The sequence below is a fragment of the Pseudomonas sp. PB101 genome (assembly GCF_009764265.1).
Taxonomy (GTDB): Bacteria; Pseudomonadota; Gammaproteobacteria; order Pseudomonadales; family Pseudomonadaceae; genus Aquipseudomonas.
Genome location: NZ_RWIR01000002.1, coordinates 1 through 24,517 on the forward strand (window position 1 = coordinate 1; position 24,517 = coordinate 24,517).

A 24,517-nucleotide genomic window follows, 5' to 3' on the forward strand; every position below is an offset into this window, starting at 1 on the left:
ACACGCAATACCTGTAGGAGCCGGCTTGCCGGCGATGGATTCAAGTGCGCCGCGTTTATCCGGTTTACCCGCGTAATCGTTGACGACCATCGCTGGCAAGCCAGCTCCTACAAGAGACCGCGTCCGGTTTGAAACACGCAATACCTGTAGGAGCCGGCTTGCTGGCGATGGATTCAAATGCGCCGCGTTTATCCGGTTTACCCGCGTTATCGTTAACGACCATCGCTGCGATGCGGCGACCCGACAAGCCCGCTCCTACAAGGGATCGCGTAGTGTTTACGTTCGAATTAAATTTTTCGGAGTTCAGAGGATGTGGCTCAAACAGAGGACAGCACCTTCGCGGTGCAAGCTGTAGCGGGCAGCTGCAGGGGGAATTATCGAGTGAGGCATCGAGGGGTTTTGCGGGGCTAGAGAATCCAGTTCAGCAGCAGGTGCGAGGCAATCCACGGAGACGCCTGGGCCACCGCCCATGCCAGCAGCGCGCACACCAACAGGTAGCCCGCAACGAACTTGTACATCGCTCCCGTTTCCATGCAACCCTCCCGGCGTTTCAGCCAACCGGGCGTTCAATGCAAGCTCGCGTTACGACGCCCGCTTTCGCCCGTACAGGGTTCGAGTGCAACAAGGGTTTTCAGTTCCATGAGTGTACAAATCGGTAAAAATGATCTGCCCCGGGGCCTAGGGCAGATCGGATTTGTGCTCACCTCACTGCAAATACCAGCCCCAGGGCTCGCCGTTATAGCGGGTGATCTGCTTGGTTTCCAGGTAGTTGTTGTAGCCCCACTCACCCAGTTCGCGACCGATGCCGCTCTGCTTGTAGCCGCCCCACGGCGCCTCGACGAAGGTCGGTTGCGAGCAGTTGACCCAGACGATGCCGGCGCGAAAGCCACGGGCGACCCGTTCGCAGCGCGGGATGTCCCGGGACATCACCGCTGCCGCCAGGCCGAACGGCGAATCATTGGCCAAACGGATCGCTTCGGCCTCCGTGTCGAAGGCGCGCAGGCACACCACTGGTCCGAAAATCTCCTCGCACCACAAAGCGCTGTCGTCGGGCACATCGGCAAAAATCGCCGGCGTCAGGTAATACCCCTTCTGCAGATGACCCGGCCGCACCCCGCCCGACACCAGGCGGGCGCCCTCGCGCTGGCCGGCTGTGATGGCTGCCAGCACCTTGTCCAGTTGCCCCTGGCTGACCAGCGGTCCGAGTTTCACCCCCTCTTCGAAACCCTGGCCAATGCGGATCTGCTCGGTCGCGGCAATCAGGCGTTCCAGCAATGCCGGGTACAACCCGCGTTCCACCAGCACCCGCGAAGTGGCTGAGCAGACCTGGCCCTGGTTCCAGAAGATGCCGAACAGAATCCATTCCACCGCCGCCTCGAGATCACTGTCGGCGAAGATCACAAAGGGTGATTTGCCGCCCAGTTCCAGGCTGATGTTTTTGATCTCGCTGGCGGCCGCCTGCATGATCTTGCGCCCGGTCGGCACGCTGCCGGTGAAGGCGATCTTGTCGACCTGCGGGTGTTCGGCCAGCGGCGCTCCGGCCTCGCGACCCAGGCCGGTGACCACATTCAACACCCCGGCCGGCAACCCGGCCCTATCGGCGATGCCGGCCAGTTCAAGCGCCGTCAGCGGCGTCAGTTCGGAGGGCTTGAGCACCACGGTGCAACCGGCCGCCAGCGCCGGGGCGACTTTCCACGAGGCCATCAGCATCGGGAAATTCCACGGGATGATCGCGGCGACCACACCCACCGGTTCCTTGATCACCGATGAGGTGAAACGCGCGTCCGGTACCTCGATCGACCGTTCACTGTGTTGATCCGACTGCTCGGCCAGCCCGGCATAGAAGTCGAAGCAGCCGGCGGTGTCGGCGATGTCCCATAACGCTTCCGGCAGCGGCTTGCCGTTGTCGCGCACTTCGATGGCGGCGAGTTCGTCCTGACGGACACGAATGCCCTCGGCGATCTTCCTCAGCACCTGCGCCCGTCGCGCGCCGGACCAACGGGGCCAGTCACCCTCGTCAAACGCCCTGCGCGCCGCGGCCACGGCCAGTTCGATATCCTCTGCGGTCGCCGAGGCAACCCGCGCCAGCACCGTCTCGTCACTCGGATCGAGCGTGTCGAAAACACCGCGTTGAACCGGGCTGAGCCACTCCCCGCCGATGTACAACCGTTGATAGTCACCCATGGGGCACTCCTTGATCCTGCGCTGCCGACGCTGTTGGTACAGCTGTTCGGCGACCTGCAATTGTTCGCGGTCATTGACCCCGAGCACGTCGGTTTCCTCCACTTCCACGGCAGCCACCGCAAGCCCCGCCTCGTTGGCCACCGCCACCGCGTCGGTGAGGTAGTACTCGCCCTGGGCGTTGCGGTTGCCGATGCGATCGAGCAACCACAGGCAGGTGTCGGCGCGCAGGCCCATGACCCCGCCGTTGCAGAAGTTGATGTCCAGCTCCTGCGGGCTTGCATCCTTGGCTTCGCGGATGGCCAGCAAACGCCCCCGCTCCACCAGCAGGCGCCCGTAAGGCCCCGGCTGCTGCGTGTGGAATCCCGCCACCGCCACCGCCGCGCCGTCGATCAGTGCCCGACGCAAACGGTTCAAGGTCTGCGGGGTAATCAGAGGTGAATCACCAAACAACACCAGCACACAACCCTGCTCGTGAGCCTGCAATGCCGGCCGCGCGGCGAGCACCGCGTGGGCCGTGCCCAGTTGTCCGTGCTGGGTAAACACCTGCGCTGCCGGCGCGGCCTGTTGCAGGTACTCGGCCACCTGTGCGCCGCCCGCGCCCACCACCACCGCCCGTTGCTCGATACCCGCCGCCTCCACCGCCGCCAGCACATGGCCGAGCAACGGCCGGTTGCCCACCGGGTGCAAGACCTTGGGCAGCGGCGAACGCATGCGCGTGCCCTGCCCGGCCGCGAGAATCACCGCCAGCGTCGGCCAGTCAATGTTGTCGCTCATCGCGATCCTCCTGTGTGCATCCGGGCTTCAGGCCGGATCGCGATAGAACACGTCGTCGGCATACGGATACCACCAGTCCTGAATCTTCGGCTGGTGGTCGATGATGACCATCTTCGAGCGGCGGAACGCTTCCAGCCCCTGACGCCCGAGCTCGCGCCCAAGGCCGGACATCTTCCAGCCACCGAACGGCAGCGCATCGTTGTCGATCAGCGGATTATTGACCCAGACCATCCCCGCTTCCAGACGCTCGGCAGCCTCCATGGCTTCGGCCAGGTCCGTGGAAAACAGCGAGGCACCGAGGCCGAACGGCGAGTCATTGGCCAACCGCACCGCCTCGTCAAAATCGCTGACACGGCAGATCGCCGCCACCGGGCCGAAGCACTCTTCCTGCAGAATCGCCATGTCGCCGGTCACGCCGGTGAGGATGGTCGGCTCATAGAACCAGCCGACGTTGTGCCCGGGTGGAATCCGCCCGCCACAGACCACTTTCGCGCCCTTGGCCACGGCGTCATCGACCAGGCGCATGACCTTGCTGCGCGCCGCCTCGCTGACCATCGGCCCGATCTCCGAGCGCTCCAGGCCATGACCGATGCGCAAGGCACGGGTGCGCTCGGCGAACCTGGCGACAAATTCGTCATGGACCTCGTCGACGACATAGAAGCGCTCGGCCGACGTGCAGATCTGCCCGCTGAGGTGGAACGCAGCCGTCACCGCACCCGCCGCCGCGACATCCAGCGGCGCATGTCGGGAGATGATCAACGGATCGCTGCCACCGGCCTCGATCACGCAAGGTTTCATCCGCTCGGCACAGGCCACGGCCACGGCTTTACCCGCCGCGACACTGCCGGTGAAGGCCACCGCGTGAGTCTGGTCCGACTGCACCAGCAACTGCGCGGTCGCGGCATCGCCCGGCACACAGGCCACCAGCCCGGGCAGCAGCGCGGTGAAATGCTCCATGAACTTGAGGGTGCACAGGGTCGTGGCTTCCGCCGGCTTGATGATGCAGGCATTGCCCGCCGCCAGCGACGCGGCGACGGTCCAGCACATCAGCAGGATCGGAAAATTGAACGGCATGATGTGCACGCTGACGCCATAGGGCTCATAGCGCACATGCTGGAAGGAACCGATCTGCGTGGTGCCGGCGACCTTGCCGGCATCGTCCCGGGCCATTTCCGCGTAGTAGCGAAAGATCGGCGCGCAGTTGGCCAGCTCGCCCATGGCCTCGGGAAACGGCTTGCCCATTTCCAGGGTCATGAGGCGCGCCACTTCACGATTGCAGGCAAGGTTCTGCTCGATGGCATTGGCCAGTTGATGCAGGCGCGCGGCGCGGCTTTTCGCATCGACCAGGCGCCATTGTTTTTGCGCAGCGGTGGCGGCGTCGATGGCGGCTTGCACATCGACTTCGCCACACACGCCGACTTGCCCGACCGGTTGCAGGGTCGCCGGGTCGAGCACTTCGCGCACTCGGCCATCGCTCAGCGGCAGGAACTCGGAATTGATGAAGCGCAATGCGGTGTCAGTGTTGAACGTGGCCATGGGATGATCCTTGAACCAATCGATAAGGGGTTTCACGCAGTGTCGCCAGGGTCTCGGCGGGCAGCTCCGCACGCCAGCCCGGCACGTGTCGGTCAAGCCACTGGCGCAGCGGCGCAAGGGCCTCGACGTCCAGGGCGCGGACAAACAGACCGAGGGTGCGCGGCAGGTGCGCCAGGTAACCGTGCTTGCCGTCACGGCCGGCCAGGCGCACGAAAATCCCCAGCACCTTGGCGTGACGCTGGGCGGCCAGGCGCCGGTAGTCGTCGAGAAAACGCAGCGCATCGAGCTCCGGGCGCTGCAACAGGTAATGACTGATCAACTCCACCCGCAACGCCTCGGACACATCGCGCCGAGCGTCTTCGAGCAGCGACATCAGGTCATAGGCCGCCGCCCCGGCCAGCGCGTCCTGGAAGTCCAGCAAGCCACAGGCCGCGACACCTTCACGGCCTTGCAGCAGCATCAGGTTGTCGACATGAAAGTCGCGCAGCACCAGGGCTTCGCGGCGCTGTGCGACGTCGCGGCAGGCGTCGGCGAACATCCCCAGATACTCGTCGCGCAGGGCCAGTGCCGCCGCTTTGCCGATCAGCAACGGCACGTACCAATCGATGAACAGCGCGTACTCGTCCGCCAGTCGCTGCTCGTCGTAAGGCGCCAGTTCCGCGGCGGGCGCTGCGCGATGCAACGCCACCAGCGTATCGACCGCCAGGTGATACAGCGCCGACTCCGAATGCCCGGCCAGCAGCAGCCGGGTGTAGGTGTCGTGACCGAAATCCTCGATCAGCGCCAGCCCCGCCGCTTCGTCCACTTCCAGCAAGGCCGGCGCGGAAAGGCCCAGCCCCTGCAACTGGCGGGCGATGCGCACGAACGGGCCGATGGGTTCGCTGTGTGGCGGCGAATCCATCAGCAACAGGCCGGCGCCGTCCAGGCGGAAATAACGCCGGGTCGAAGCATCCGCCGGCAAGGCGACCAGCAAGGCCCCGGCGTAACCGGCGCGCTCCAGGAAGGCGGCGCGCTGGTCCTCACGGGTTGGCAATGACGCCAGTGCATCTGTCATGGCAGTCACCGGATCATGTAGACCTTTTTCACGGTCTCGTGGACGGTACACACGCCTTTCCAGTCCTTGCGGAAGAAGGCGGCGGTGTCTGGCTTGATCTCGATCACTTCGCCGGACTCGTGGACGTAAGTGCAGCGGCCTTCGAGGAAGTGGCAGAACTCGTCGCTGGTGACATGGCAGAACCACTTGCCGGGGGTGCAGATCCAGATGCCGCATTCGGACTGGCCTTCGGGGCCTTTGTGCAGCACCACGCCGGAAACACGGGATTCACCTTCAAGCATGGTCGGGATCACGCCCCAATCCTTGACGTCGGTGATGCTCAGCGGGTCGTACAGAAACGGGGTAGTCATTTATTTTCTCCAGTAAAAGGTCATTCTCGGACCTGTAGGAGCCGGCTTGCTGGCGATTGCGCCGGGACAGTCGACACAGATGTCGCCCGACGTACCGCCATCGCCAGCAAGCCGGCTCCTACAAAATTCAAGCAAGCATGTAAACGTTGCGCAGGGTTTCCCGGACGTGGCACTCACCCGTCCATCCGGCCGGGAACAGCACCAGGGTGTTGGGACGAACCTCGATCACTTCGCCGTTGTCATGGCGGTAGGTCGCGTGCCCGGCGATGAAATGGCACAGCTCGTCCCGGGGAATCGACAGCCGCCAGCGCCCCGGCGTGCACACCCACAACCCGGTTTCCGGGCTGTTATTCGGCCCCTTGAACAGCAAGCGGCCGCTGGAATGCGAGACGCCTTCGACGGCGTCGCTCTGCACGCCCCAGTCCACCAGGTCGGTGCGGCTGCTGACGGCTTCGAGGTACGGCGTGATACCCGCCGTGGTGGATGAATCAGGCATCGTTGAGCACCTTGTCGAGAATCGCGGCCGCGTCTTGCGGCCCCTTGCGGGATTGCATCTGCGCGCTGGTGCGCTGCAGGCGTTGGCGCATCGCCTCGTCGTTGAGGCACGCGTGAAGTTTTTGGGCGAGCTGTTCTTCGCTCCATTCGTAGCGATCGAGCTTGAAGCCGTGGCCGCTTTCTTCAGCGCGCATGGCGTTGTCGTGACCGTCCCAGACGTAGGACATGACGATCGCCGGTTTGCCGAAGAACAGGCACTCGGTGAAGCTGTTGTTGCCGCCGTGGTGGATCACCGCGTCGACCTGGGCGATCACCGACGGCTGCGGGAACCAGTTGGAAATCTGCACGTTGTCCGGCAGGTCCGGGTACTCATCAAGGTGTTCGCCGACGTTGAACAGCGCCCGGTACGGCAGCTTGCCCACCGCCTCGATCAGGCGCTTGAGCAGCTCGACATCGCCGGAACCGAGGCTGCCGAAACTGGCGTACAGCAGCGGCTTGTCGTTGTTCGCGCGGAACTGCGGAATCTCGTACGGGGTGTCGTGGCGCACGCAACCCTGCAGGTAATGGAAACGCTCGGCCGGCAGCGGATGGCGGCGGTCGAACTTGACCGCATCCGGGTACAGCAGCAGGTTCATGAACGGCGAGGCTTCAAAGAACGTGCCCAGCGGATACGGCTGCTCGCCATGGGCCTGGAGGAACCGGTTGAAGTCTTCGTGGATCGGCCCGACCACTTCTTCGAAGCGCTGGCGGAATTGCGCGTGGCCGGCCTTGTCGTCGATGCTCATGCCCGACAGGTGCGGCGGGATATCCGGGTCTTCGATCTCGTTCTCCGAGCAGGAAATGATCCGCACCCACGGCTTGCCGTACTGCTTGATCGCCGGAAACAGGATCACGTTGTCGACGCAGATCAGGTCCGGCTTGACCTTGTCCAGCACCGCCGGCAGATCCTTTTGTGCCCACTTTGCGGTTTCGACAATGGCCGCCCAGCATTCCTTGACGTAGTTGTCGATCTGGTCGAGCGGCGACTTGCGGAAGTTCGGGATGTGGCCGTTGATGAAATCCACCCAGTAGCGGGCCATTTCCTCGGCCGGCATCGGCGCCGACATGTTGACCATGTGCTCTTCGAAACCATAACCGGCGTACACACCGCTCATGCCCGGGTCGGTGAGGAACACCGCCTTGTGGCCCAGGGCTTCACACGCCTGGGCGATACCCACTGAGTTAAGCGCCGGGCCGTAGGCGGCTTCCGGAAAGAATGCGATCACTTTCTGTTTCATCGAGTGCTGCTCCTGCCTGGTCTTTTTATTGTTCAGCGTGTCAATACGCGGGCATGCCGGGCCTGCCAGCCCAGCCGGATGGTCGTGTCGATTGCAAAATGGGCGAATTCGAACTGCGAGGACGGCACGCGCACGATCAACGGTTTGTCGCTGAGCGCTGTCTGCACGTGCAGGTTGGTGTCGAGGCCGTGGTAGGCGATTTCGACGATCTTGCCGCTGACCTGATTGGCGCAATCGCCGCCCTGCTCCGTCAGCACTTGCAGGCGCTCGGGGCGCACCACCACGGCAACGGCCTGGCCGCTCACCAGCGGCGCGTCGGTGTCCACGCTCAGTTCCTGGCCGTTGACCCGCACCGAGTGTTGACCGGTGCGCACACCTTCGAGCAGGTTGCTGACGCCGATGAAGTTGGCGACAAAACGGCTGTTGGGGTTTTCGTAGAGTTCGGTCGGGCTGCCGCACTGGCACACCTTGCCGCCGTCGAGCACGGCCATGCGGTCGGACATGACCAGGGCTTCTTCCTGATCGTGGGTGACGATGATGAAGGTGATGCCGCTCTCGTGTTGCAGGCGCTTGAGTTCCAGCTGCATCTTCTCCCGCAGCTTCTTGTCGAGGGCGCCCAAGGGTTCGTCGAGCAGCAACACCCGTGGTCGCTTGACCAGTGCCCGGGCCAGCGCCACCCGCTGACGCTGGCCGCCGGAAAGTTGATCGGGCTTGCGTTCGGCCAGCTCACCCAGCTGCGCGGTGCTCAGCACTTCATCGACCCGCCGGCGGATTTCGCTTTCCGGCAGGCGCTCCATCTCCAGGCCGTAGGCAATGTTCTTGCGCACGGTCATGTTGGGGAACAGCGCGTAGGACTGGAACATCAGGTTCAGCGGCCGCTTGTTCGCCGGCAGCGGCGAGATGTCGTTGCCGTCCAGGTAGATGCAGCCACCACTGGGGGTCTCGAAACCGGCGAGCATGCGCAACAGCGTGGTCTTGCCGCAGCCGGACGGCCCGAGCAGCGCGAAGAACTCGTTCTCGCGGATGCTCAGCGACACCTCGTTGACCGCCAGGCCGTTGCCATAAGACTTGCTGACCTTATCCAGGATCAGTACCGCAGATGAGTTATTCATGGGTGCGAGGAGCCTTGTTGAGACGCTGCGAAGCCAGCAGCGCGGTGATGCTGACCAGCATCACCAGCGTCGCCAGAGCATTGATTTCCGGGGTGACGCCGAAGCGGATCATGGCGTAGATCTGCATGGGCAACGTGGTCGAGGCCTGGCCGGAGCCGGAGTTGAAAAAGGCGATGATGAATTCGTCCACCGACAGGGTGAACGAGAGCAAACCGCCGGCCAGCACGCCGGGGAAAATCACCGGCAGCAGCACCCGGCGCAAGGTGGTGAACCAGCCCGCGCCGAGGTCGATCGAGGCTTCGAGAATCGAATAGTCGAAGTGCTTGAGCCGCGTGCGTACCACCGCGCAGACGAAGGCGATGTTGAACACGGCGTGGCTGATGATGATCGAGTGCAGCCCGAGGCCGACCTTGAGCAGGTTGAAAAAGCTCAGCAGCGCGATCGCCAGCACGATGTCGGGAATGATCATCGGCGCCATCAGCAAGGTGTCGACCACCTGGCCCTTGTGGTTGTCCTTGCGGCGCAACTCGATGCCCAGCGCCAGGAAGGTGCCGAGCACGCAGGCAATGAAGGTCGCCGACAAGGCAACGATCAGGGTGTTGAGCGCCGCCGACAGGATCGCCGTGTTGTGCGCCAGCGCCGCGTACCACTTCAGCGATACGCCGCCCCAGGCGGTGGGCAATCCGGACTTGTTGAACGACAGCAGGATCAACACCAGGATCGGTATATAAAGGAAGGCGTACACCAGCCCCAGGTGCGAACCGAGCACGGTGGCGCTGACAGAACGTGGCTGACTCATGAACGCGCCCCTTCTGCACGACGGGCCACCAGGGCCTGGATGAACAACAGGATCAGCATGATCGCGATCAGGAAGAAGCTCAGCGCCGCGCCGAACGGCCAGTCCCGCGCCGTGAGGAATTGCGAATAGATCAGGTTGCCGACCATCTGCACCTGCTTGCCGCCCAACAGGTCGGCGGTGATGAAGTTGCCGATGCTCAGCACGAAGACAAACACCGCGCCCGCTGCGATACCCGGTACGCTCAGCGGCAGGATGATCCGGCGAAAGGTCATCCAGCCCGAGGCGCCGAGGTCTTTCGAGGCGTCCCAGAGTTCGTTGTTGATCCGCGACAGCGACGAGAAAATCGCCAGGATCACGAAGGGGATGTAGTTGTAGACCAGCCCCAGGACTACGGACGACTCGGTGTACAGCAGGCTGATGGGTTCACCGCTGTAGCCGAACACTTGCAGCAGGCGGTTGATCAGGCCTTCACGGTTGAGCAGGACGATCCAGGCGTAGGTGCGGATCAGGTAGTTGCTCCAGAACGGCAGCATCACCAAAAACAGATACACCGCCTGACGCCGCCGTGGCGCACGGGCAATCGCATAGGCCGCCGGGTAGCCGATCAACACCGCGAACAGCGTGGCCAGCCCGGCGATCTTCGCCGACTTGAGCAGGATGCCCAGGTACAGCGGATCGAACGCGCGCTGGTAGTTTTCCCAGGTGAACAACCAGTCGATGCCGCCGTAGGCACCGCGTTCGACGAAGCTGTAGACCAGCACCAGCAGGCACGGAACCACCAGGAACATCAGCAGCCAGCCAAAGCCGGGCGCAAGAAGCCAGGCCGACAGACGCCTGTCAGCATGCAAAGCACTCATTAACCCTATCCTCCCGCCTCGGGACAGAGGCGGCTTGCGAGCGTGGCGAGGCATGCCGGGCATGCCTCGAATCGATGCGGCGTTAGTTCTGCGCCGCCATGATTTCGGTGACGGCGCGGGTGTAGGCCTTTTGCGTGGTGCCGCCCAGGTCGCGCAGTTGCTCCATCTTCACCAGCTCGCTCGGGGCGATGGTCAGGTTGGGGTATTGCTTGAGCAGGTCTGCGGACAACCCGGCCATGGCCGCCTGGTTGGGGATTTTGTAGAGGATGTTTTCAGCGACCCAGACGTGGTTTTCCTTGGCCAGCATGAAGTTGACGAACTTGAAGGCTTCGTCCTGGTGCTTCGAGCTCTTGAGCACCACCATGGTGTCGACCCACAGGTCGGACCCTTCCTTGGGCACCACGAACTTGATCGCCGCGTTGGCTTGCGTGCCGTAGTTGCACCAGCCGTCCCAGGCGTGGGCCATCAGCGATTCGCCGGAGGCCAGCTTGGAGTAGAAGGTGGTGTCGTCGAAGGCCAGAATGCGTTTTTTGGTGGCGATCAGTTGATCGCGAACCGCAGCGATTTGCGCCGGGTCACTGTCGTTGACCGACCAGCCCTTGGCGAGGAAACCGGCGCCGAGCATCCAGCGGTCGGTGGCGAGCATCGTCACCTTGCCCTTGAGCGCATCGCTCGGATTGAGCAGCTCGTTCCAGCTCTGCGGCGCCGGCGTCACCTTGTCGGAGCGGTAGCAGATGCCGGTGGTGCCCCAGGTGTAAGGCACGGAGAACCGGTTGCCCTGGTCATATTCCAGGTGCGTGGCTTCGGGGTAGAGGTTTTTCAGGTTGGGGACCTTGACCGGATCGATGTCCGCCAGCAGCCCCTGCTTGTGCAGGACTTCGGCGAACGGCGAGGAGACGAACACCACGTCGTACCCTTCACCACCGGAGGCCATCAGCTTGCCCATGATTTCTTCGTTGGTGGCGTGCAGCGCCTTGTCGACGTCCACACCGCTGGCAGCCTTGAACTTCTCCAGCGCATCCGGGGCCATGTAGCCGTCCCAGATGGAAATCACCATGTCCTTTGCACTTGCAGCCTGTGAGGCGATCGCCAGGGAAACGGCCAATCCCGCGCACAGAAGATCATTCAGCTTGCTCATAAATACTCACCCGACGATTGTTTATTGTTGTGTTCGAAGGCAGTACGGCAAAACGAGAAACGATTGCTTGTGTTTTTTTTTAGAAATTAGGACCAGCATCAAAAGATGTCAACGCATTTTTTCCGGCCTGACGTCCAACCGGCGCATGACATAAGATGAGCAACTGAGTCCCACAGCGGATCACAACGAGAAAAGACGCTTGAGCACGACAGCCGAAAAAAAACCGCGCACCAATCACCTCGAACTGGCCCGGCGCATCCTCGAGCACACCCAGGAAAGCGGCCTGGTGGCCGGCGACCCGGTGGCCGAACAGGCCCTGGCCCGCACGTTCCAGGTCTCGCGCACGCTGATTCGCGGTGCACTGAAAGTGCTGCTGGAAGAGAATCTGCTGAGCCATGAGGCCGGCAAGGGTTACACCCTGTTGGCATCCCCGGCTGGCTCGGCATTCAACGCCGCCCTGCCGCAAGCCGAGGAAGAAGAACTGGCTGCCTCGGTTCTGCGTGACCGCATGGCCGGGCGTCTGGGTGACAGCATCAGCATCAGCGAACTGATGCGCCGCTACGACATCGGCCGGCCGGCGGCGCAAAAAGCCTTGCAGCAATTGAGCGAAAGCCAGGCCATCGAGCGCGGCCCCGGCCAGTCCTGGCTGTTTCGCCCGTCGCTGAACAGCCTCGCCGCCCTCGAAGAAAGCCTGAAATTCCGCCTGATCCTCGAGCCCGAAGCCCTGCTCAGCCCAAGCTTCAATGCCGACCCGCAACGCCTGGCGCTGTTGCGCAGCGCCATGCAAACCCTGCTCGCCCGCCCCGTGGAAGACTTCGATCTGCAGCAGTTTCGCGAGCTGGACATCAGCTTCCACGAACTGCTGGCCCAGAGCTGCGGCAACCGCTTCATCAGCGACGCCCTGCTCCAGCACCAGGGCTTGCGCCGCCTGCCGAACCTGCTGCCGTCGGTGAGCGTGCACCGCCTGCAGGAAGCCCTGCGCGAGCACCTGCAGATCATTGCGCAGATCGAGCGTGGGCAGATGGAGATCGCCGCCGACCTGCTGCGCCTGCACCTGCGCCTGAGCGCCGCGCAACGCCCGCAAACCGCCAACCGCGGCATCCCGCAAAGCCATCTGTTCGGGCGTCGCTAACCACCTTGTAAAAACATGATGATTTTTTTTTGAAAATAAGACAGCATCAAAAACACCTTCAGGAGCGGCGGGTTTGACCCGCCATGGACAGTCCCTCGCCATGCACAAACAAAAACTGATCGCCCTGTTCCCGGAAGCCAGTTTCGGCGCGGCCTTGAACTGCATTGGTATCGCTCAGTCGTTGCGTGAGCTGGGCGCCAAACCGGTGTTCATCTGCCATGAGCATTTCCAGGGGCTGTTCGCCGAATACGGTTTCGACGAATACCCGATTCCGCAAGTGAGCCCATTGTCGGCGGCGGAACACCAGCACTACTGGGAGCGTTTCATCGAACGCAGCATCCCGTACTTCGACCAGACCCCGCTGGCACAGATCGACAGCTACGTGGCGCCGGCCTGGGAAGCGATCATCGACACCGCCATCGAGTCGGAAAAGCCGCTGCAGCAATTGCTCAGCCGCTTGAAGCCGGACGTGATCGTGCTCGACAACGTGGTGATGTTCCCCGCCATCGCCAACGCCGGCTGCCCGTGGGTGCGAGTGGTGTCCTGCGCCGAGACCGAACTGCCGGATGCCGCCGTGCCGCCGTACCTGTCCGGGTGCCTGGCCAGTGACCGCCAGGCCTGCGAGGGTTACACCGAGCAGTACCTCAAGGCTGTCGCACCGGCCCATGAACGCTTTTCGCAGTTTCTCCTGAGTAACAGCACCGCGCCGTGTCCACCCGGACAATTCCTCACCGATTCGCCATGGCTGAACCTGCTGCTGTCGCCGACACCGGTGCGCTATGAACGCCGGCAACCGCTGGATCCGCAGCGCTACGTGTACCTCGACGGCTGCGTGCGCCGCGAAGCGCCGTACATCGTCCCGGACTTTCCACGGCACAACGACGCGCCGCTGATCTACCTCAGCTTTGGCAGCCTCGGCGCCGCCGACACCGGCATGATGAAGCGCCTGATCAGCACGATCGAAACCCTGCCTTATCGCTTCCTGGTCAACGTCGGCGCCTACCGCGACATGTACACCACCGTGCCGGACAACGTGTACCTCGACAGCTGGTTTGCCCAGCCGGCGGTACTCAAGGAGTGCGATGTGTTCATCCACCACGGCGGCAACAACAGCTTCTGCGAAGCGCTGTACTTCGGCCTGCCGTCGCTGATCATTCCCTATTGCTGGGACGGTCACGACAACGCCGCCCGCGCCGAGGAAACCGGCGTCGGCCGCTACCTGCCGCGCTTTGCCGATCCCGTGACCGCCCTGCCCGCCGCCCTTGAACAGCTGCTGGCCGACCAGGCGATGAAACAACGCCTCCAATCGTTCAGCCAGCGCATGCAGGCGACCCGCGGCACGGACATTGCCGCCCGCGCGATTCTCGACCTCTAGCCAAAACAACAAAAACCTCGGGCAAGCGAACGCCATCGTCGCTGCCCGACACACGCCGGAGTTTCAGCATGAATGCCCCATCGCATCTCGATGCGCTTGACCATGTCCTGCCCCATCCCTTCTGGCAGGACACCGTCACCCCACCACCTGCCGCACCGTCCGTTACCGGCACGGTGCAATGCGACCTGGCGGTGGTCGGCGGTGGCTTTACCGGATTGTGGACGGCGCTGCTGGCACGCCAGCGCAACCCCGGGCTGAGCATCGCGATCGTCGAGGCCCGCCGCTGTGGCGGTGAGGCCAGCGGGCGCAACGGCGGTTTTTGCGCACCGAGCATCTCCCATGGGGTATCGAACGCACTCAAGCGCTGGCCGGATGAAGCGCAGCAATTGATCCGCCTGGGCCGGCAGAACCTCGATGAGCTGGCCGCCGACCTCGATCGTTTCGGCATGCTGGTCGAGTTCGAACGCCAGGGCAAACTCAACGTCGCGGCCCGGCCGTGGCAGGTCGACGGCTTGCGCTCGATGCAGCGCAACTATGCGCGATTCGGTATCGACTGCCAGTGGCTGGAAGGCAAGGAACTGGCAGAGAAACTCGACTCCCCGACCTATGCGGCCGGCTTGTTCGAACCCAACTACGCCTTGCTCAACCCGGCAAAAATGGCTGCCGAACTGCGCCGTGTCTGCCTGGAACAAGGGATTCAACTGTTCGAAAACAGCCCTGTTTTGCAACTGGATGCGGACAAGGACAACGTGCGCCTGCGCACAGCCAATGGCGAAATCATCGCCGGGCAGATCGCCCTCGCCACCAACATCGCCCCGCCGCTGCTCGGCCATCTGGCATCGAGCGTGATCCCGGTCTACGACTACAGCCTGGTCAGCGAGCCCTTGAGCGATGCGCAGTTGCAGGCCATCGGCTGGACCGGCCGCTACGGCATCGCCGACGCCGGCAACCAGTTCCACTACCTGCGCAAGACCGCCGACAACCGCATCCTCTGGGCCGGTTATGACGCCATCTACCATTTTGGCGGGCGCCGCGACGAAGCCCTGACCCAGCGCCCGCAAAGCTTCCAGCGCCTGGCCGAGCAGTTTCAGCAGACCTTCCCGGCCCTGCGCGATGTGCGTTTCAGCCATGCCTGGGGCGGCATCATCGACACCTCCGCACGCACCACGATGTTCACCGGTTGCGAGCACCAGGGCCGCGTCGCCTATGCCCTGGGCTTCACCGGGCAGGGCGTGTCCGCCAGCCGCTTCGCCGCGCTGAACATGCTCGACCTGTTGGCCGGCGAGCGCACCGAGCGTACCGAACTGCTGATGACCTCAAAGGCGCCGTTCCGCTTTCCGCCCGAACCCTTGCGCTATGTCGGGGTGAAACTGGCCCAGCGCTCACTGGCGCGCGAAGACCGCGACGGTCACCGCGACCTGCTGCTCAAGACCTTCGATGCCTTTGGCATCGGCTTCGATTCCTGATCCGGAGACCACCATGTCCACAGCCCTGCCCCGGCACGTCATCGACTTCGCCAGTGACCTTGTCCCCCGTGAAACCGAAATCAACGACCCGGCCGTGGTCGACGCGCCTTATCGCAGCAAGAGTTGGCGGCACTTTGTGCAACCTGGGAAAAACGCCGTGGCCGGCATCTGGGAGGCAGGGCCGCACCGCGAGCGTTGCCAGTGCGATTACGATGAGCTGTGTCACATTCTCGAAGGCACGGTGCGCCTGACCGATGCCGAGGGCGTCGCGCGCACCTTCGGCCCTGGCGACTCCTTCGTGGTCGCCAGCGGATTTAACGGCACCTGGGAAAACCTCACGACGGTGCGCAAGGTCTACTTCATCCTCGGCTAAATGGCCGCGACCGCTACGTCCGGATGCTGGCGTACCTGGTTGCGGCCGTTGCGCTTGGCCTGGTACAGCGCGTCGTCGGCGCGGGTCAGCAGGCTTTCCGGTGTGTCGCCGGCTTGCGCATGGGCCACGCCGAACGAGGCGGTGATGGTGTCCAGCACCGTGTCGGTGCCCCGGGCCTTGACCCGCAGCGACTGGATTTTCAGGCGCAGGCGCTCGGCAAAAGCCCCGGCAGCCGCCAGGTCCGGGCAATCCTTGAGCACCACGCAAAACTCTTCGCCGCCATAACGCGCCGCGAACGCTTCGCCGGGCAGCGAGTCGCGCAACACCTGGGCGACATGCTGAAGCACGCGGTCGCCCAGGGGATGGCCGTACTGGTCGTTGAATTGCTTGAAGTGGTCGATATCCAGCATCACCAGCGCCACGCCTGCTGGCGCGCTGCTCATCGCCTGCTCGAGCTTGCGGTTGAAGGTGCTGCGGTTGAGCAATTCGGTCAGGCCATCGAGGGTCGCCGCCAACTGGGCGCGCTCCAGCTTGTCGCGCAGGCTCTTGATTTCATGCTGCGCAGACTGCAACTGGGAGAGGAAGTGCTCCTGCTGACTCTGCATCAGCTGGGTGCTCTGTTGCAGCTGGGTCAGGATGCTCGGCAAGCGCTCGGTGGCCGGTTCTTCGAGCATTTGCAGGTATTGGCCGAGGCTGGCCTGGAAGTTCTGGTTGCCCTTCACGCTGCGCGAAACATCACGCTCCATGTCGTCGACCAGGTTGATCGCGTCCTGCTGTCCGGAACGGGCGTTCGCCAGTTCATCGCGGATGATGTACTCGCGAAACAGCTTGGTGGCCGACTCCGGCGGGAAATAGTCGAAGTCGTTGACCACCCGGTCCAGGTGCCGATTGAGTTCCGGCTCCTGGCCTTTGCTGTAGGTGTACCAGAGCGCGTAGTGCACCGGGTTGGGCGGAATGTTGTGACGAACCATCAGCGGCACTGCCTGCTTGAGCAATGCCGCTGCCTCGCGGGAGTCTTCTGGATACAGCGCTAGAACAGTCGCACGCGTGTCTGATTGGCTCATGGCTTCACTGTGGTTGTTTATCATTGGCGTTTGGCAAACTCGCTGAGCATAGCCATACGCCTGAAAAACAGCTATCGCCAATTACACAATCCTTTCAACGCGGTACGCCTGTTCCAACCGTCATTACATGTTGCCCGACATCACACCTGCCATGTTCTGCCGGCGGCGGTAAGCCGTGTCACGGTTCGCCAGCCAGTAGTACAGCGGCGTGGTCACGATCAAGCCGACCAGCCACGACAGATCCGCACCGTCGATATGCACCGCCACGGGACCGGTGTAGATCGGCGTGTTCATGAACGGGATCTGCACCACGATGCCGATCGCGTAGGCCAGCAGTGCCTGCGGGTTGAAGCGGCCGTAGATGCCGCCGTCGACGCGGAAGATCGAGGCGATGTCGTAGTCACCCTTGTGGATCGCGTAGAAGTCGATGAGGTTGATCGCGGTCCACGGCACCAGCACCACCAGCAACGCCAGCACCAGGTCGACGAAGTGCCCGATGAAATCCGCCGAGGCACCGATGGCCGCCACGCAGCAACCGGCGAGGATGATCAGCGACAGCACCGCCCGGCTACGCGCCGTCGGAATCCAGCGGTGGGCGAAGGTTTGCAGCAGGGTGATCACCGAGAGCACGGAGCCATACAGGTTCAACGCGTTGTGGCTGATCACGCTGAGCAGGAACAGCACCAGCATCAACGGGCCGATGGCACCGGTGGCGAGCTTCACGGCGTCCATGGTGTCCATGCCCACCGGCGTTGCCAACACGGCAACAGCGCCGAACACGAAGGACAGGATCGAGCCCAGCGACGAACCGAGGTAGGTCGCCCAGAAGGTCGAGCTGACCTTGACGTCCTTGGGCAGGTAACGCGAGTAGTCGGAGACGTAGGGCGCGAACGCGATCTGCCACAGCGCTGCCAGCGACACCGTGGCCAGCCAGCCGGAGATGTTGAAACTGCCACGGGTGAGGAAGTCGTCGGTCTGCACATGGGTCAGGATGTAGCCGAAGCCCAGCACGATGCCCAGCCCCAGCACCCAGGTGCCGATGCGGTTGAGCACGTGGATGAAGCGGTAGCCGATGATGCCGATGATCCCCGAGCCGAGGCCGCCGAGGACGATGCCCACCGACACCGGCACGCTCTCGACCACGCCGTGCAGCGACTTGCCGGCCAGGACGATGTTGGAAGCGAAGAAGCCGATGTACATCACGCCGGCAATCACCACCACCAGCAACGCACCCAGCGAACCGAACTGTGCGCGACTCTGGATCATCTGCGGAATGCCCATCTGCGGGCCCTGCGCCGAGTGCAGCGCCATCAGCACTCCGCCGACCAGGTGGCCGACGATGATCGCGACAATGCCCCAGACCAGATTCAGGTGAAACAGCTGCACGCCGAGCGCGCCGGTGACGATGGGCAACGGCGCGATATTGCCGCCGAACCACAGGGTGAACAGATCTTTGACCTTTCCGTGGCGATCCTCAGGAGGGACGTACCCGATCGTGTGTTTCTCGATGAGCGGGGCGGATGAAGCGGTGGTGGACATGACGAACTCCAAGGCAAGGATGAGTACGTGTTCGTACTTCGGTGTGCGCGGACGGAACGGCGCATTTCTTGTTGGGAGTGATCATGGACAAAGAGTGCGGGAAGGAAAATTAGTTAATTTGTGCCTTTAAACCTTAAAAAAGATTGCGTAGTAATGGCTATTCATCAGCAGAAAAATCCAATTTCCACAGAAAACAAAGCACAGCACGAACGACAAAACCCCTGTGGGAGCGAGCTTGCTCGCGATGGCGGTAGGTCAGGCAACATTGATGTCGCCTGTACCGGCCTCATCGCGGGCAAGCCCGCTCCCACAGGGGTCAAGGGTTGACTGCAAAACTTGCGGCCGACCGGGATTTTTGTGGGAGCGGGCTTGCCCGCGATGGCGGTGGGTCAGGCAACGAATGTGTTGGATCTGATGGCCTCATCGTCGGAACGCCGCCCGGGGCAAGCCCGCTCCCACAGGGGTAAAGCGGTTGGCTGCAAAACTTGCGGCCGACCGGGATTTTTGTGGGAGCGGGCTTGCCCGCGATGGCGGTGTATCAGCCAACGAAGATGTTGGATCTGATGGCCTCATCGCGGGCAAGCCCGCTCCCACAGGGTAAAGGGTTGACTGCAAAACTTGCGGCCGACCGGGATTTTTGTGGGAGCGGGCTTGCCCGCGATGGCGGTGTATCAGCCAACGAAGATGTTGGATCTGATGGCCTCATCGCGGGCAAGCCTGCTCCCACAGGGTAAAGGGTTGACTGCAAAATTTGCGGCCGACCGGGATTTTTGTGGGGGCGGGCTTGCCCGCGATGGCGGTGGGTCAGCCAACGAAGATGTTGGATCTGATGGCCTCATCGCGGGCAAGCCCGCTCCCACAAGGGTAAAGCGGTTGACTGCAAAATTTGCGGCCGACCGGGATTTTTGTGGGAGCGGGCTTGCCCGCGATGGCGGTGGGTCAGCCAACGAAGATGTTGGATCTGATGGCCTCATCGCGGGCAAGCCCGCTCCCACAGGGTAAAGGGTTGACTGCAAAACTTGCGGCCGACCGGGATTTTTGTGGGAGCGGGCTTGCCCGCGATGGTGGTGGGTCAGGCAACATTGATGTCGCCTGTACCGGCCTCATCGTCGGAACGCCGCCCGGGGCAAGCCCGCTCCCACAGGGTTATGTGTTGGCTGAACTACCGCGCAGCCCAGGCATTGAAGCGCTGTTCGAGCTCTTCGCCGTGGTCTACCCAGAACTCGGCGTCTACCGCTCGGGCGCCGGCCAGGTTGGCTTCGGCGGTCGGCAGTTGCTCCTGCACGGCTTTGGGCAGCAATGGCAGGGTCTGGCGATGCACCGGGCCGTAAGGGATGTTTTCCGAGAAGACTTTTTGCGTCTGCGGCTGGCTGGCAAACGCGATGAAGTTTTCCGCCAGCGCCTTGTTCGGCGTGCCCTTGACCACCGCCCAGTATTCCGGGTCGTAGAGGCTCTGCGGCCAGACGATGCTCAGCTTCATGCCTTCCTTCTGCGCCGAGGCGATCCGCCCGTTGTAGGCCGCGCTCATCACCACATCCCCGGCCACCAGCCATTGCGCCGGCTGGGCGCCCGCCTCCCACCACTGGATGTTCGGCTTGATCTGGTCGAGCTTGGCAAAGGCCCGCGTCACGCCTTGCGGGGTATTGAGGACCTTGTAGATGTCATCGGCCTTGACGCCGTCGGCGAGCAAGGCGATTTCCAGGGTGTACTTGGCGCTCTTGCGCAGGCCGCGCTTGCCCGGGAAGTCGGCGACGTTCCAGAAGTCCGCCCAGGATTGCGGCGCCTTGGCCTGCTTGCTCTGGTCAAAGGCCATGACCATCGACCAGACGTAAGTGGCCACCCCGCATTCGGTCAGCGCACCCGGCACGAAGTTCGCCGAATCACCAAAGCGTCCCGCATCGAGCTTCTCGAACAGGCCCTCCTCGCAGCCACGCAACAGCTCGGGGCTTTCGACTTCCACCACGTCCCAGCTGGTGTGACCGGCGGAGACCATGGCCTTGATCTTCGACAGCTCGCCGTTGTACTCACCGGCGATGATGTTGCCCGCGCCGCTGGCGTTGAAGGGCTGGAAATAGGCCTTATCCTGGGCCTGTTTGGTCGCGCCACCGAACGAAATCACGGTGAGGTCCTGGGGGGCCGCCCACACACTGGCACTCAACAACGCCAGGGCAAACGGAACACTGCAACGCAAGGATCTGGACATGGATCGCTTCCTCGGGCCTTGTGGCCCGTTGTTGTCATGGGTGTTCGGATTCACTCAAGTACGCCGCCAGGCGATCCATCAGGCGGTCACAGGCCGCCATCTGATCGACGCTGACAAATTCATCGGGCTTGTGCCCCTGGTCCATGCTGCCGGGACCGCAGACCACCGAAGGAATGCCGGCCTGGTCGAACAGCCCGCCCTCGGTGCCAAAGGCCACGGTGCTGAACTCGTCGCTGCCGCACAGTTGGGCAATCAGTCGGGCGGCGGCGCTGTCGGCCGGTGTCGCCAGGCCGGGATAGGCCGAGATTTTTTCAAAGCGGATGCCGGTATCGCTGTCCACGGCCTGCATGGCCGGCAGCAAGGTCTGCTCGGCGTAGTCCTGCAACTCGTCGACGACCACTTGCGGGGCGAAGTCCGGCAAGGCGCGGATCTCGAAATCGAAACGGCAATCGGCGGGCACGATGTTCAGCGCCGTACCGCCCTGGATCACCCCGACCTGCACGGTGGAGAACGCCGGATCGAAGCGCTTGTCGTGCAACTGCGGGCGCGCCAGGGTGGTGCCGATATCGCCCAGCCGACCGATCAGGCGCGCGGCCTGCTCGATGGCATTGACCCCATAAGGCGCGTAGGCCGAATGACAGGCCGCGCCGCGCACGTGGCAACGCATCGCCAGCTTGCCCTTGTGGCCGAGCACCGGCTTGAGTTCGGTCGGCTCGCCGATCAGGCACAAGGCCGGTGCCGGGATGCGTTGCGGCAGCACTTCGAGCAAGCCGCGCACACCGAGGCAACCGACTTCTTCGTCATAGGAAAACGCCAAATGCACCGGGCGCTTCAATGGGCTGGCGAGAAACATCGGCACCGCCGCCAGCACCGAGGCCAGATAGCCCTTCATGTCCGCCGTACCACGGCCGTACAGCTTGCCGCCCGCCTCGCTCAGGCTGAACGGCTCGACCGTCCACGCCTGACCGTCCACCGGCACCACGTCGGTATGACCGGACAGCACGATGCCGCCGGCCACGCTCGGGCCGACCGTGGCCAACAGATTGGCCTTGGTCCGCTCGGCGTTGTAGATCAGTTCGCAATCCACGCCGAGGTCGCGCAGGTAGTCACGCACGAACTCGATCAGCGCAAGGTTAGAATCGCGGCTGACCGTGGCGAACCCGATCAACCGCGCGAGCATGGCGCGGCTGCGCAACTCACTCATCGCCGGGCACGCCATACGCGGGAGCCAGGGTTGGATTGAGAGCGCGGGTCAGGTAGTCCTGAAGTTGCGGCTCGTAGGCCGTCCACAGTTTGCCCAGTTCGCCAATCGGGTTTTCATCGGCCCAATCCACCCGCAGGTCGACGATCGGCCAGGTCAGGTCACCGACCACCGACAGCGCCGCCGAGTGCACCACGCCGGCCTCACCGCCGGCGTCCTGCCCGGCCTGCAAGGCGTTCATCAGTCGGGTGGCGAGGCAGCCTTCGCTGTTTTCGAACGCCGCGACCATCGCCTCGATCACCCCGCTGTTGGCCAGCAGGTTGCCGGCCGCCACGCATTGGTCACCGGCCACGGCGTTGTTGATGCCCAGGGCATGGTTGCCGCTGAACACCGCCGTGCGCCCATGGGCATCCACCACCGCCACCTGGCGGTATTGGCTGTAGCCGTTGCGGGTCAACGAGTGGTCCAGCGCCTGGGGCGGCGCCGAGCCGTTGGCCAGTTCATCGAGGATCTGCGGGCCGAGGGCCGGCAGCGTGATGTTCTGGCTCGACACCGCACCGACTCCGGCGCGCAGCCAGGGGCAACGCGCGCCGACGGCAATGCTCGAAGAGCTGATGGCAATGCCCAACTGGCCGGTCTCGGCGCAGCGACCAACGATGGAAAAGGTCATGGTGAATTCCTTATTCGGGGATAACGGCAATCACGTCGATTTCCATCAGCCACTGCGGCTGGCCGAGGGCGCTGACCACCAGGCCGGTGGAAATCGGGAACACACCCTTGAGCCATTTGCCGACTTCCTGGTACACCGGCTCGCGGTAGCGCGGGTCGATCAGGTAAGTGGTGGTCTTGACGATATGGCTCATGTCGCTGCCCGCCTCTTCCAGCAGCTGCTTGACGTTGCGCATGGCCTGTTCGGCCTGGGCGCGCGGATCACCGAGGCCCACCAGTTGACCGTTGAAATCGGTACCGACCTGACCACGCACATACACGGTGTTGCCGGCGCGCACGGCCTGGCACAGGTCGTTGTCGAGCGTCTGGTTCGGGTAGGTGTCTTTGGTGTTGAACATGCGGATGCGGGTATGAGTAGGCATCAACGAACTCCCATGAGGCTGGCTTTCTGAAGAGGTGCGCGGGCGGCGTCGGCTTGACGCTGGGTCGCATCCCGATAGTTGAAATAGGTGTGCTGTTTAACGATGTGATCGGCGATGTGCTTGGCGTCGTGCCAAACGCCCCAGATGAACGCGGAGCCACGACGGGACTGCCACGGCAACCCGACGAAATACACGCCCGGCTCGGCCGACACGCCGCGCTGGTGCTGCGGCTTGCCGTTGTCCTTGAAGGCGTCGACCTTCAGCCAGCTGTAGTCGGTGGTGTAACCGGTAGCCCAGATGATCGTGGTCACGCCGGCCTTGACCAGGTCCAGCTCAAGGACTGGATTCGTCACGCAGTCCGGATCGGCCAGCATGGCGCGCGCTTCCGGTTCCAGCGGTAGGTCGAGGCCGTTGCGTTCGATATAGGCGTCGGCCTTGTCGAGCAGTGCCAGGTAGTTTTCATCGCCACGGCGGATGTTGTCGGCGAGGTTGTTTTCGAAACTCACCACGGCGCCATTGAACGCTTGGGTCAGGCCGACCAGGGTCATGCCTTGATGGGCCAGGCGGCGGAAGTCCACGGTGTGGCCGCCGCGGGCACCGCTCACAGCAATGGTCACGTGCTCCTTGCCCGGTTGCATGGCCTCGGCATCCCACTCGCCAAGCACCCCCAGCCACCAGCAGAAATCACGGTTGCGATAGGCACGCGGCGGACGGTCGTGGGCACCCACCGACAGGTAGACCTGCTTGCCGGAGCGCTGCAGTTCATCGGCGATCTGCACGCCCGAGGAACCGGCGCCCACCACCAGCACGGCGCCTTCGGCCAGTTGCTGCGGGTTGAAGTATTGAGCGGAGTGAATCTGGCTGATGCCGGCGATGTCCGGGGCAATCGGCGGGATGGCCGGACGCTGGAACGGGCCGGTGGCGACCACCACGTGGCGAGCCTCGATCACACCCTCGGAGGTTTCAACGGTGAACCCCGGACGGTCGGCATTGCGTTCGACTTTCTTCACGTCCACGCCGGTGCGGATCGGCGCATTGAATTTGCGGGCATAGGCTTCGAAGTACGCAGCCACCTGTTCTTTGCCGGCGAAGGCATCCGGGTCCAGGCCGTCGAATTCCAGTCCCGGGAAGCGGTCGTGCCAGGCAGGACCGTTGGCCACCAGCGAATCCCAGCGACCAGTGCGCCAGGCTTCGGCGATACGGTTGCGCTCCAGTACGAGGTGCGGCACTCCGAGTTTGCTCAGGTGTTCACTCATGGCCACGCCGGCCTGGCCGGCGCCAACAACAAGCGTATCAATTTCGGTTTTATCAACTGTCATGGCTGTGCACTTCTGAAAGGTGGTTTGATTCAGGTCGGTCATGGCTGCCGCCTCGATTCTGATCACTGTTGTTGTTCTGCTTTGGCTATCGGTGTCAGGGTGTTGGTCGCATTCTGTTCGGAGCCGGGGATTAGCGAAATTATGTTTTTTGTGGTTGCTGGCGAGGAAAAAGCGTCGA

Annotated in this window: 21 protein-coding genes and 1 pseudogene; 4 read left to right on the plus strand and 18 right to left on the minus strand. The window is 63.2% G+C overall.

Translation table 11 applies throughout. The annotated features are described in order from the left end of the window. Window positions 1-705 precede the first annotated feature (705 nt). The 11 genes and pseudogenes from EI969_RS00045 to EI969_RS00090 all read right to left on the minus strand — a co-directional run bounded on the left by EI969_RS00045 (window position 706) and on the right by EI969_RS00090 (window position 11,576). The gene (locus EI969_RS00045) at window positions 706-2,184 is read right to left on the minus strand and encodes an aldehyde dehydrogenase family protein (protein ID WP_256678075.1); all 1,479 of its coding nucleotides are present in this window, start codon (window positions 2,182-2,184) and stop codon (window positions 706-708) included. A 306-nt stretch (window positions 2,185-2,490) separates the two neighbouring features. Continuing rightward, window positions 2,491-2,958: pseudogene (locus tag EI969_RS30370) on the minus strand (NTP transferase domain-containing protein); the annotation flags it as partial. Between the two features lie 27 nt (window positions 2,959-2,985). Beyond that, the gene (locus EI969_RS00050) at window positions 2,986-4,494 is read right to left on the minus strand and encodes an aldehyde dehydrogenase (protein ID WP_160385379.1); all 1,509 of its coding nucleotides are present in this window, start codon (window positions 4,492-4,494) and stop codon (window positions 2,986-2,988) included. Beyond that, complete coding sequence (locus tag EI969_RS00055; RefSeq protein WP_160385380.1) at window positions 4,475-5,548, minus strand: aminoglycoside phosphotransferase family protein; 1,074 nt, start codon at window positions 5,546-5,548, stop codon at window positions 4,475-4,477. Before EI969_RS00055 ends, EI969_RS00050 begins: the two co-directional genes overlap by 20 nt. A 5-nt stretch (window positions 5,549-5,553) precedes the next feature. Beyond that, on the minus strand, window positions 5,554-5,898 hold the full coding sequence (locus EI969_RS00060) for a cupin domain-containing protein (RefSeq protein WP_110661547.1): 345 nt from the start codon (window positions 5,896-5,898) through the stop codon (window positions 5,554-5,556). Window positions 5,899-6,025: 127 nt separating this feature from the next. Then, a complete protein-coding gene (locus tag EI969_RS00065) occupies window positions 6,026-6,394 on the minus strand; it encodes a cupin domain-containing protein (RefSeq protein ID WP_160385381.1) in 369 nt (122 codons plus the stop codon). Next, window positions 6,387-7,670: a glycosyltransferase gene (locus EI969_RS00070; protein ID WP_160385382.1), complete on the minus strand. Its 1,284-nt coding sequence runs from the start codon at window positions 7,668-7,670 to the stop codon at window positions 6,387-6,389. Before EI969_RS00070 ends, EI969_RS00065 begins: the two co-directional genes overlap by 8 nt. A 32-nt stretch (window positions 7,671-7,702) precedes the next feature. After that, window positions 7,703-8,782 carry an ABC transporter ATP-binding protein gene (locus EI969_RS00075; RefSeq protein WP_160385383.1) on the minus strand — a complete coding sequence of 360 codons (1,080 nt, stop codon included), beginning with the start codon at window positions 8,780-8,782 and terminating at the stop codon, window positions 7,703-7,705. Continuing rightward, a complete protein-coding gene (locus EI969_RS00080) occupies window positions 8,775-9,581 on the minus strand; it encodes an ABC transporter permease (protein ID WP_110661264.1) in 807 nt (268 codons plus the stop codon). Before EI969_RS00080 ends, EI969_RS00075 begins: the two co-directional genes overlap by 8 nt. Continuing rightward, window positions 9,578-10,438, minus strand: a complete 861-nt coding sequence (locus tag EI969_RS00085) for an ABC transporter permease (RefSeq protein WP_160385384.1) — start codon at window positions 10,436-10,438, stop codon at window positions 9,578-9,580. Before EI969_RS00085 ends, EI969_RS00080 begins: the two co-directional genes overlap by 4 nt. Before the next feature lie 82 nt (window positions 10,439-10,520). Continuing rightward, a complete protein-coding gene (locus tag EI969_RS00090) occupies window positions 10,521-11,576 on the minus strand; it encodes a spermidine/putrescine ABC transporter substrate-binding protein (RefSeq protein ID WP_160385385.1) in 1,056 nt (351 codons plus the stop codon). 199 nt (window positions 11,577-11,775) lie between these two features. Between EI969_RS00090 and EI969_RS00095 the strand changes: the two genes are divergently transcribed. From EI969_RS00095 to EI969_RS00110, 4 genes are all read left to right on the plus strand, one after another. Further along, window positions 11,776-12,708 (plus strand): GntR family transcriptional regulator, encoded by a 933-nt coding sequence (locus tag EI969_RS00095; RefSeq protein WP_103397385.1) that lies wholly within the window; start codon window positions 11,776-11,778, stop codon window positions 12,706-12,708. Between the two features lie 100 nt (window positions 12,709-12,808). Next, window positions 12,809-14,083, plus strand: coding sequence for a glycosyltransferase (locus EI969_RS00100; RefSeq protein ID WP_160385386.1), 1,275 nt, complete (start codon window positions 12,809-12,811; stop codon window positions 14,081-14,083). A 68-nt stretch (window positions 14,084-14,151) separates the two neighbouring features. Next, a complete protein-coding gene (locus tag EI969_RS00105) occupies window positions 14,152-15,549 on the plus strand; it encodes an FAD-binding oxidoreductase (RefSeq protein ID WP_160385387.1) in 1,398 nt (465 codons plus the stop codon). A 13-nt stretch (window positions 15,550-15,562) separates the two neighbouring features. Further along, the gene (locus EI969_RS00110) at window positions 15,563-15,922 is read left to right on the plus strand and encodes a cupin domain-containing protein (protein ID WP_160385388.1); all 360 of its coding nucleotides are present in this window, start codon (window positions 15,563-15,565) and stop codon (window positions 15,920-15,922) included. Here the strand turns inward: EI969_RS00110 and EI969_RS00115 are convergent. The 7 genes from EI969_RS00115 to EI969_RS00145 all read right to left on the minus strand — a co-directional run bounded on the left by EI969_RS00115 (window position 15,919) and on the right by EI969_RS00145 (window position 24,381). Beyond that, on the minus strand, window positions 15,919-16,986 hold the full coding sequence (locus tag EI969_RS00115) for a GGDEF domain-containing protein (protein WP_256678055.1): 1,068 nt from the start codon (window positions 16,984-16,986) through the stop codon (window positions 15,919-15,921). The two genes, EI969_RS00110 and EI969_RS00115, sit on opposite strands and share 4 nt — an antisense overlap. Window positions 16,987-17,109: 123 nt before the next feature. Next, the gene (locus tag EI969_RS00120) at window positions 17,110-18,525 is read right to left on the minus strand and encodes a cytosine permease (RefSeq protein WP_160385390.1); all 1,416 of its coding nucleotides are present in this window, start codon (window positions 18,523-18,525) and stop codon (window positions 17,110-17,112) included. Window positions 18,526-19,687: 1,162 nt separating this feature from the next. Beyond that, entirely contained in the window at window positions 19,688-20,728 is a 1,041-nt protein-coding gene (locus EI969_RS00125; RefSeq protein ID WP_160385391.1) for an ABC transporter substrate-binding protein, read from the minus strand. A gap of 34 nt (window positions 20,729-20,762) precedes the next feature. Beyond that, a complete protein-coding gene (gene argE / locus EI969_RS00130) occupies window positions 20,763-21,932 on the minus strand; it encodes an acetylornithine deacetylase (protein ID WP_160385392.1) in 1,170 nt (389 codons plus the stop codon). Further along, window positions 21,925-22,599 carry a DUF1028 domain-containing protein gene (locus tag EI969_RS00135; RefSeq protein WP_160385393.1) on the minus strand — a complete coding sequence of 225 codons (675 nt, stop codon included), beginning with the start codon at window positions 22,597-22,599 and terminating at the stop codon, window positions 21,925-21,927. The genes argE and EI969_RS00135 overlap by 8 nt, the downstream gene beginning before the upstream one ends. Window positions 22,600-22,609: 10 nt before the next feature. Continuing rightward, window positions 22,610-23,020: a RidA family protein gene (locus tag EI969_RS00140; protein ID WP_046042476.1), complete on the minus strand. Its 411-nt coding sequence runs from the start codon at window positions 23,018-23,020 to the stop codon at window positions 22,610-22,612. Next, window positions 23,020-24,381 (minus strand): NAD(P)/FAD-dependent oxidoreductase, encoded by a 1,362-nt coding sequence (locus EI969_RS00145; RefSeq protein WP_178120484.1) that lies wholly within the window; start codon window positions 24,379-24,381, stop codon window positions 23,020-23,022. Before EI969_RS00145 ends, EI969_RS00140 begins: the two co-directional genes overlap by 1 nt. Window positions 24,382-24,517: the final 136 nt, after the last annotated feature.

Coding starts and splice junctions, on each gene's coding strand:
- EI969_RS00070 (WP_160385382.1), bottom strand. CDS start 7,670: ATGAAACAGAAAGTGATCGCATTCTTTCCGGAAGCCGCCTACGGCCCG.
- EI969_RS00085 (WP_160385384.1), bottom strand. CDS start 10,438: ATGAGTGCTTTGCATGCTGACAGGCGTCTGTCGGCCTGGCTTCTTGCG.
- EI969_RS00125 (WP_160385391.1), bottom strand. CDS start 20,728: ATGTCCAGATCCTTGCGTTGCAGTGTTCCGTTTGCCCTGGCGTTGTTG.
- EI969_RS00080 (WP_110661264.1), bottom strand. CDS start 9,581: ATGAGTCAGCCACGTTCTGTCAGCGCCACCGTGCTCGGTTCGCACCTG.
- EI969_RS00045 (WP_256678075.1), bottom strand. CDS start 2,184: ATGGGTGACTATCAACGGTTGTACATCGGCGGGGAGTGGCTCAGCCCG.
- EI969_RS00065 (WP_160385381.1), bottom strand. CDS start 6,394: ATGCCTGATTCATCCACCACGGCGGGTATCACGCCGTACCTCGAAGCC.
- EI969_RS00140 (WP_046042476.1), bottom strand. CDS start 23,020: ATGCCTACTCATACCCGCATCCGCATGTTCAACACCAAAGACACCTAC.
- EI969_RS00075 (WP_160385383.1), bottom strand. CDS start 8,782: ATGAATAACTCATCTGCGGTACTGATCCTGGATAAGGTCAGCAAGTCT.
- EI969_RS00110 (WP_160385388.1), top strand. CDS start 15,563: ATGTCCACAGCCCTGCCCCGGCACGTCATCGACTTCGCCAGTGACCTT.
- EI969_RS00100 (WP_160385386.1), top strand. CDS start 12,809: ATGCACAAACAAAAACTGATCGCCCTGTTCCCGGAAGCCAGTTTCGGC.
- EI969_RS00115 (WP_256678055.1), bottom strand. CDS start 16,986: ATGAGCCAATCAGACACGCGTGCGACTGTTCTAGCGCTGTATCCAGAA.
- EI969_RS00105 (WP_160385387.1), top strand. CDS start 14,152: ATGAATGCCCCATCGCATCTCGATGCGCTTGACCATGTCCTGCCCCAT.
- EI969_RS00055 (WP_160385380.1), bottom strand. CDS start 5,548: ATGACAGATGCACTGGCGTCATTGCCAACCCGTGAGGACCAGCGCGCC.
- EI969_RS00060 (WP_110661547.1), bottom strand. CDS start 5,898: ATGACTACCCCGTTTCTGTACGACCCGCTGAGCATCACCGACGTCAAG.
- EI969_RS00120 (WP_160385390.1), bottom strand. CDS start 18,525: ATGTCCACCACCGCTTCATCCGCCCCGCTCATCGAGAAACACACGATC.
- EI969_RS00090 (WP_160385385.1), bottom strand. CDS start 11,576: ATGAGCAAGCTGAATGATCTTCTGTGCGCGGGATTGGCCGTTTCCCTG.
- EI969_RS00050 (WP_160385379.1), bottom strand. CDS start 4,494: ATGGCCACGTTCAACACTGACACCGCATTGCGCTTCATCAATTCCGAG.
- argE (WP_160385392.1), bottom strand. CDS start 21,932: ATGAGTGAGTTGCGCAGCCGCGCCATGCTCGCGCGGTTGATCGGGTTC.
- EI969_RS00145 (WP_178120484.1), bottom strand. CDS start 24,381: ATGACCGACCTGAATCAAACCACCTTTCAGAAGTGCACAGCCATGACA.
- EI969_RS00135 (WP_160385393.1), bottom strand. CDS start 22,599: ATGACCTTTTCCATCGTTGGTCGCTGCGCCGAGACCGGCCAGTTGGGC.